At 36.6% G+C, this 8,785-nt stretch carries 7 protein-coding genes; 3 read left to right on the forward strand and 4 right to left on the reverse strand.

Annotation, left to right across the window (positions count from 1 at the left end):
- The coding region (locus ACPYKA_RS15810; protein WP_479543182.1) for a helicase-related protein at window positions 1–1,472 on the reverse strand (1,472 nt) is incomplete at its 3' end.
- A 161-nt stretch (window positions 1,473–1,633) separates the two neighbouring features.
- Here ACPYKA_RS15810 and ACPYKA_RS15815 point away from each other — a divergent pair.
- Window positions 1,634–2,995 carry an IS4 family transposase gene (locus ACPYKA_RS15815; protein ID WP_479543183.1) on the forward strand — a complete coding sequence of 454 codons (1,362 nt, stop codon included), beginning with the start codon at window positions 1,634–1,636 and terminating at the stop codon, window positions 2,993–2,995.
- Window position 2,996: 1 nt separating this feature from the next.
- Here the strand turns inward: ACPYKA_RS15815 and ACPYKA_RS15820 are convergent, their stop codons facing one another.
- Window positions 2,997–3,218, reverse strand: coding sequence for a hypothetical protein (locus tag ACPYKA_RS15820; protein WP_479543184.1), 222 nt, complete (start codon window positions 3,216–3,218; stop codon window positions 2,997–2,999).
- Window positions 3,219–3,513: 295 nt separating this feature from the next.
- Here ACPYKA_RS15820 and recU point away from each other — a divergent pair, with 295 nt between their 5' ends.
- On the forward strand, window positions 3,514–4,107 hold the full coding sequence (gene recU / locus ACPYKA_RS15825) for a Holliday junction resolvase RecU (protein ID WP_479543185.1): 594 nt from the start codon (window positions 3,514–3,516) through the stop codon (window positions 4,105–4,107).
- A gap of 16 nt (window positions 4,108–4,123) precedes the next feature.
- Entirely contained in the window at window positions 4,124–6,829 is a 2,706-nt protein-coding gene (locus tag ACPYKA_RS15830; RefSeq protein ID WP_479543186.1) for a PBP1A family penicillin-binding protein, read from the forward strand.
- Window positions 6,830–6,897: 68 nt separating this feature from the next.
- On the opposite strand, the gene nth is transcribed toward ACPYKA_RS15830, so the two are convergent.
- The gene (gene nth / locus ACPYKA_RS15835; protein WP_479543187.1) at window positions 6,898–7,566 is read right to left on the reverse strand and encodes an endonuclease III; all 669 of its coding nucleotides are present in this window, start codon (window positions 7,564–7,566) and stop codon (window positions 6,898–6,900) included.
- Window positions 7,567–8,250 carry a DnaD domain-containing protein gene (locus ACPYKA_RS15840; RefSeq protein WP_479543188.1) on the reverse strand — a complete coding sequence of 228 codons (684 nt, stop codon included), beginning with the start codon at window positions 8,248–8,250 and terminating at the stop codon, window positions 7,567–7,569. It abuts the gene before it with no gap.
- Window positions 8,251–8,785: the final 535 nt, after the last annotated feature.

Here is an 8,785-nt window from a genome sequence, read left to right on the forward strand (position 1 = left end):
ACAAATGTTCCTGTTCCAGTAAAGGGATCTAGTACATGGACACCTTCACTAGCTAATGATTTGCCAAAGTGTTTTTTAAGTACATCATCGACAGAGTGAATGATAAAATCTACTACTTCTGTTGGCGTAAAGACAATCCCTAATCGTTCAGTTGTTTCCTTAAATCCAACTTTAAAGAACTTATCATATAACTGAATGATGATGTCTTGTTTTGCCTTTAAGTTATCAATACCTTCTGCACGTACTCGTACACTATCGTAGAAATCTTCTAGCTGTTCCTGTTCCTTTAGTAATCCTTGCTTATCCAGCAACTCTAATATGGACTCCATCGCTTGGGATACAGGGTTATTATTTACGAAGCTGTAGGTCTCAAATAAGGCCTCAAATACTGGCTTTGTTATTAAATGTTGTGACAGCATTTCAATTGCTTGTTGTTCAGAGATTGAGTCATTAATGTTATGACGAATACTTTTCATGAACTTCTGGAACTCTTTGTAAACAGTGCTTGTCTTATCTTCCAGCATGACATTAATTCGGGCTATATGTTGTTGTGCTATTTTTGCAACATCTTCCGACCATTGCTCCCAGTAACGCACATTACCTACTTTTTGAACAATCTTTCCGTAAATAGCCTTTTCTAAATCAGATAAATTTTCCTCATCTAACTCTAATGCTAGCTGTTCGTTAATATCTCCTTCTTCTGGATATCCTAATCCACCTTCACCAGGAGCATCACCCACACCAATGATTGAGATTTGATTCGGCTTCTTTTTATTTAATTCAAGCTTATTAATCGTTGCGTCAAATCGTTCATCAATTGATCGTAAAGCGTTTAGGATCTCCCAAACCACTGCATACTTTTCATTGTTGTCCAAGATAGAGTGAGCTTCTGCACCTGCTGGAACGCCGATTGGTAAAATAATATAACCATAATCTTTACCTTCTGCTGTTCGCATGACTCGTCCTACTGCTTGAGCGATATCAATTTTTGATTTACGTGGTTTTAAAAACATTACAGCATCTAAGTCTGGTACATCAACACCTTCCGTTAAAAAGCGGGCATTAGATAGGACTCGACATGTATTATCTGGTACTTCACTCTTCAACCAATCAATTTTTTCGTTCTTTTCTACAGCGTTCATTGTTCCATCAGCGTGTTGAATCTCTATGTTAAACTGTGAACCAGTCATGTTCTGTTCTTTATATAAGTATTCATCTACAACAGTAGAAAACATGTCTGTAATCATTTTTGAATCTTTAATCGTACCTGTAAATGCGATAGCTCTTTTCATTGGTAAGCCAAGTGTTTTATTGGACTCGCCATCACGTTTTACGAGACCATTCCAACAACCGATGATTTTCGTTACATCATCAAACTGTAATCCTGACTCTGTTTTAGAGAACATATCTTGGAATCGTCTTGCTATTACATCTTCGTCTACTGCTAAAACCATAACCTTGTAATCACTCAACTTTCGCACCAAGAAATTCATAACAGATCTAATAACCTTATGCGCCCACCGGGCGCAATATATAGTAATTGACAAATTGGTTTAGAATGAAAAAACACCTCAACTTTTGGTATAGTTGATTTATCCAGAATCACTACCAAAACAGAAGAGGTGTCCCTACTATGATAGCGAAAAATAATACAAATAATCAACTGCCAACCGAAATAAAATTGATATTTAAGGAATTGAATATGTTCAAGCATTTGCGAAACGCTGGTATTAAAAAGTTTGTTGGTTATCCTTGCTCTTACATTTTCCAATTAATTTTTTGTCTGATTTTTGAGAATAAAAACTTGTTTCAAATGCTTAAGAGCAAGAAGGCTGGAGATATTCCTGGAAAGGATACCATGTATCGCTTTCTAAACAGATCAACATTCAACTGGCGCCGTTTCCTGCTTCTACTCGCTGCACATACTATTGGTAAAGTATCAAAATTGACACGTCATGACCGCCCGAAAGTATTCATTGTGGATGATTCATCATATGACCGGAATCGTAGTAAAAAGGTAGAGCTTCTTGCACGTTGCTTTGATCACGCCTCCCAGAAAATGCGTTTCTATAAAGGCTTTCGCATGTTGACCTTGGGTTGGTCTGATGGCGCAACTTTTCTGCCTATCGACTTTTCACTGTTAAGCTCCAAAAAGAGCCGAATCAACGGTATTTCCGAAACAGTTGATAAACGCAGTTCAGGTTACAAACGTCGTATGGAAGCACTGCAATCAGCACCGGAACAAATACCAGATATGATTGCACGAGCAATGAAGAATGGTATTGACGCTTCGTATGTCTTAATGGATTCGTGGTTCACTCAACAACCGCTTATTAAAGAGCTGGTCGATCAAGGCTTGGACGTAATCGGTATGGTCAAAAAATTGAAGCAACGCTACCTCGTGAATGGAGAACGTGTCAGCCTAGATCAATTATATCGTTTGGCTACGCCAACCGATGGAAAAAATGGTATTATGCGTTCCATTCATACAACACAGGCCAATGGCATTCCAGTCAAGATCATCTTTGTGCGTAACCGAAACAAGAAAAGTGATTGGCTGGCCATTTTGAGTACGGACTGTACCCTAAACGATTATGAGATCATTCGTATTTACGGAATGCGATGGGATATCGAAGTCTTTTTCAAGACGACCAAATCCCTCTTGAAACTCCAAAAGGAGTTTCAAAGTCGTTCATATGATGCGCTCATCAGTCACACGACCATTGTATTCACCAGATATATTGTACTGTCATGGCAAAATCGCTGCAGTACAGATGATAGAACGATTGGTGGTCTATTTTATGAATTATGTGACGAAATAAATGAACTTGATTGGGTTGTTGCTTTACAACAATTAATCGAGCTTCTTGAAGATACCCTGAAACATACCAATAAAAGAATTCAAAAGTTAATTAAAAGTCAATTACTACAATGGGTTGCAGGTCTCCCTAACTACATCAAGGCATACCTGCCTATTTCAACCTGCGAAAGTTGAGTTATTTAGATTCAGACATTCTGCTGGATTGATCTAAAAAGTCATATGAGTACATAAATAAACGAACTTGCTGATGGTACATTTTATTTATCTCTCTCTCTATCATTAAATCATATTTCTCCTCTATTTGTCTAAGTTGAGCATGTAAACTATTTAGTGCATCTTCTATATTTGCATTTGTATGATCCATTACTTTGTTATCTTTTGTAGTTTGTAAAGCCATCATTTTTATCACCGTACCTCTCAAATTAATATTGGTTACTGGCAATATTCGTTATTATTCAAAAGAGTCCTGCACATCCGACAAAACTAGTTAGAAATTTGCATATATAGCTTTCACTGAAAATTATTTCAAATTTTGTCGATTTTATGTCAAAACTGTGTTGCAATCTAATTATTTAATTGTTACTTATATTTTAAGTACGTTTCTAAAGATTAGAAATCAGGTATAATAGATATGATAACAAACTATAATTTCTTTTTAAAAACTGATATTATATGATAGCAGGAGGGATTAAATGAATTATCCAGGTGGGATAAGAAAACAAGAAACAACTACGAAGCGTTCCCACATAAATAGATCGACTACTTTTAGTAATCGAGGAATGTCTTTAGAAGAAGATATAAATGTAACGAATCAATTTTATTTAGAAACGAATAAAGCAATTATTCATAAAAAGCCAACGCCAATTCAAATCGTAAAAGTGCATTACCCAAAACGAAGTGCTGCTGTAATAACTGAAGGCTATTTCCAATCAAAATCAACAACCGATTATAACGGAATTTATAAAGGTAAGCATATTGATTTTGAAGCAAAGGAAACAAAAAATAAAACTTTATTTCCATTGGCAAATATTCATGAACATCAGTTTCAACACATGAACGCAATCCTAAATCATAATGGAATTTGTTTTGTAATTATTCGATTTACTGAACTTAATGAGACATATTTTATAAATGCGGAAATATTATTATTTTATTGGGAGCAAATGTTACAAGGGGGAAAAAAATCAATTCCCTACAAAATCTTTAAAGAACAAGGACATTTAATCCCGTTTACGTATCAAGCTAGAGTTGACTATCTAAAAGTAATTGACCAACTCTATTTTTAGAATGGAGGTTCTTTCTATGGCAACAAGAAAATCACGAACTGCTAGAAGGAAACAGAATAAAACAATGAAAAAGCCGTTATGGAAAAAAGTACTTATGACATTACTCATTATATTTCTTGCCATGGGGATTACTGGAGTAGGTGTTTTTGCTTTCTTTATCGGAACAGCACCAAAACTTGATGTTGAAAAATTAGATGTACCATATGCTTCACAATTTTACGATAAAGACGGTGAACCTTTCGCAGATATTGCTTTCGGTGCCGAAAACAGAGTGAAAATTGGGTATGATGACTTACCGCAAGTATTAATCGATGCAGTAGTTGCTACGGAAGATGCTCGGTTTTTTGAACATCCAGGAATTGATTTAAGAAGAATTGGTGGGGCTATTCAAGCGAATATCAAGCATGGCTTTGGTTCAGAAGGTGCTAGTACAATTACACAGCAAGTTGTTGAAAATATGTTTCTAACACCGGAAAAATCAATTAAGTTAAAAGTGCAAGAGCAGTGGATAGCACTAAAATTAGAACGAGAATTTTCAAAAGAACAAATTTTAGAAATGTATTTAAACAAAATATTTTATGGAAGTAATGCTTATGGAGTTGCTAAAGCTGCAGAAGTTTATTTTGGGATAGAAGATTTAAATGATCTTACACTAGTGCAAGCTGCAATGTTAGCTGGTCTCCCCCAACGGCCGACTGCATATAATCCATTTGAAAATCCCGATTTAATGCAAGAGCGTGTCGATACAGTGCTAAAATTAATGGTGCGTCATGGAAAAATTACAGAAGAGGAAGCAAATGAAGCAAGACAGGTTGATGTAGCAAGTGTACTAACAGATAAAAAACCGGATCCATTTGCTTATGATGCATTTATTCAACAGGCACAAAAAGAGTTGGAGGAAAAGTTAGAAGGTGTCGATCTTAATTCAGCTGGTTTAAAAGTTTATACGACATTGGATACCGATATTCAAGAACATGTAGAGTTTTTACTTACTGATAGTGCTGAAAATCCTGTTTCTTACCCCGATGATGATTTATTAGCAGGAATGACGGTTGTAGATACTAAGACTGGAGAAATTCGTGCTGTTGGCGGTAGCAGAAACCGCGAAAGTGCATTTGGATCAAACTACGCAATTAATCCGTTTAGGCAACCTGGTTCAACGATCAAGCCAATCCTTTCGTATGGACCTGCAATCGAGTATGAAAAATGGTCGACATATCATCAAATTAACGATGATGCACCGTATGATTACGGTGGTAAAAATCCGTTTCGAAACTGGAATCGTCAATATCAAGGCTGGGTATCCGCTCGTTACGCTTTAGCACAATCGTTAAACGTTCCAGCGTTAAAAACGTTAGAGGAAATTGGATTTGATCAAGCGAAAGAATTTGCGGAAGGATTAGGTATTAATTTTCATGAAGATCGAGTCTTGATTGGTGACGCTATTGGTGGAACAGAAACAACTATATCCCCTTTACAATTGGCAGGAGCATTTAGTGCATTTGGAAATGAAGGTATTTATACAGAACCACACGCAATTACTAAAGTAGAATTTCCTGATGGTTCCGTAGTTGATTTAAAGCCAGAAGCTGAAGCAGTCATGTCAGATTATACCGCTTATATGGTTACAGATATGTTAAAATCGGTACTAAGCAGTGGAACTGGTACAAATGCGAATATTCCGGGAATGCCTGTAGCGGGCAAAACCGGAACGACGAATCTTGAAGGTAAATCTGGAGCAAATAATTCATGGTTTGCCGGCTACACAACAAACTATTCCATCGCCATTTGGACAGGATATAAAGAAAACAACCGGATTATTGAAAACACCCAAATACCACATGCACTTTTTAAAAACACAATGGCGGAAATATCAAAAGACATTGAGACAGCTGATTTTGTTAAGCCGGATTCTGTAGTAGAGGTTGAAGTAGAAAAAGGATCTAATCCACCGGCATTACCTAGTGATCATACGCCAAAAGAAAATATCGTTACAGAGTTATTTGTTAAAGGTACTGAGCCTACATCTGTATCAGAAAAATTTGATAAACTTGACCCAGTAAGCAATCTTTCGGCAAATTATAATGAAGGAAAACAAGCGATTGAAGTTAGTTGGGATTACGAAAATCAAGAAGATACGATCTCATTTGAGGTGAAATATAAAGTAGACGATGGTGAATTCAAAGAATTAACCACCACTGAAGATTTAGCTGTTGAGATAGCAGAAATTGAATCTGATGCTACGTACACGATTCAAGTAACCGCAGTAGATACAGAGAATGGTACGCGTAGTGAGCCAAAATCAGCTACTGTCAAACTTGCAGATGAAGAGGAGGAAGATGAGGAAGAAACAATTTCTCCTGTTGAAGGTTTACAAGCTAGTTACAATGAAGCTAATTCCTCGATTAACATTCAATGGCAATACAGTGGTGATGCACAATTTGAAGTAGATATTAATGGCGAGAAACAAACCGTTCAGTCAAGAAACATACAAATTAATGGAGTAACCCCTGGTAATACGTACAATATTACAGTTACGCCGATCGTAAATGGAAATCGCGGAGAACCAAGAAGTACTAGTATTACTGTGGATGCTCAAAATGATGATGGCGAAGATAATGATGAAAACGATAATGAAAACAATAATGACGATGCCCCGGATCAAGGTAATGATGATGATCAAGAAACTAACAGTGATGATAATGAAGATAGTGAGGAGTAATATCAATTTAAAAAGAGGCTTTCCAAATAGGATTGCCTCTTTTTTCATTCTTTTAATATTAAAAACTTTTACTTAGGGCTTGATGTCACTTCTAATTTTCTCATTCTTTTTTTACCTTCTCTACAAACTGTCAATAAAGGACACTCCGGACAATTTGGATTAGCGGCCTTACAGTGATATCTGCCAAAGAAAATAAACCGATGATGTGATACACTCCACTCATCTTCAGGTATTTTTTTCATTAATGTTTTTTCTACTTCTAAAACAGAATCTTTCCATCTGCAAAATGCCAATCTTTTGGCTACACGTTCTACATGTGTGTCTACGGCAATTGCCGGTCGATTAAAAGCTACAGACATCACAACATTAGCAGTTTTTCTTCCTACTCCAGCAAGCTGGATTAATTCTTCTCGAGTTTCGGGAACAACGCCTCCAAAGTCTTCAATTAATTTTTTGCATAACTTTTGAATGTTTTTTGCCTTTGTTCGATATAAACCAATCGACCTTATATCATTTTCCAATTCTGATAAATCTACAGCTAAATAATCTTCAGGAGATTTATATTTTTTAAACAGTGATGAGGTGACATTATTAACGTTCACATCTGTCGTTTGTGCAGAAAGTAACACGGCAATCAGTAATTCAAATGGATTATTATGTATTAATTCGCAATGAGCATCCGGAAACATTTCCGCCATTTGATCTAAACAAAAACGTATTTCAGTTTTATTTAGCATTTACTCCTCTCCCCCTTCCAACCAATTAAAATAAACAGATGTATCTCTACGCCCAGTATTATATTGCTTAGTAACTTGGGTCTTTCTAAAGGACTTACTTTCTTCCCTAGCTTGTTCTACTGTATGGATACCCTTCTTCTTCCACTCTCGTAAAATGCGGTCAATATATTTAAAATTTAATTTACTCATTAGTACGGATTCACGAAGGGCTGCTTTTATTAAGGAAGGTGCAAGTTTATCTTCATCTAACCATGCATTCACCGTTTCAATTTCAAATGGAGAAAGTGGTCTTCCGAACTCTTGCTCAAAAAGAATAAATATTGTACCTTCTTTCTCCTGCTTGCTTTTTTCTTCTTCATACGTAAACAATTTCGTCCAAAGTGGATCTAAACTGTATGCCTCACTTAGTTTATTTTGGTCATTACGTAATTCTTTAATTTCCAAAAGACTTTTCTGGATCAGTTTTCGTAGATTTTCTACACATTCGGCTTCTGAAATTGTTAAAGACGATGCAATTTCAGAAGGTGTTGGAAAATCATTATTTTGCTGAAGGAATCTGTGTATTTGTAATATTAATACAACATCTTGTTCATTTAATCCGAGCAACCGATAATCCGTTAATAATTTTATTGGTATAGAAACTTGATTAAGAAAAATTTGTTGATATGAAGTATTATATGTCATTTTTTATTTGCACTCCCATAAAACAAGTATACCATGAAAGCAATATTATTTTCAGAAGGCATGATTTAAATCTTCCTAAGCAGTTGAAGGAAACTGTGCAGTAGTGAAAATTTGTAAACCCAGTTGGTAAACCGTTGATTTCCGCTGTCTAAAAATGAACGCAGTCACAAAGCGGAATACCGCTACGGAAATACACTACGCTTTCCATGGGCGGCTGTTGAGCCTACTCGTCGCTTCGCTCCTGCGTAGTCTCACCTAGGCCTGTCCTCCCATAGGAGTCTCCGTGTATTTCCTTCGCTGGGTGTGCTTGGTAAACAGCTCTGCACAGTTTGATACTTCTATCACCATGGTTGATTGGAGCCGGAGGGCAGTCGACTCCTGTGGGAACAGCACGTGTCCGAAGACCCCGCAGCGGTGTTCTTCCGCGAGGAGGCTGAGGCCGTGCCCACGGAAAGCGAACTGCCCGGAGGCGGAAATCAACAATGCTGAGACTAGGTTTATAATCATCTCTACTCAACAGTTTATGGATATTATT

The organism is Pseudogracilibacillus amylolyticus (SeqCode) (assembly GCF_051918545.1).
GTDB lineage: Bacteria > Bacillota > Bacilli > Bacillales > Amphibacillaceae > Pseudogracilibacillus.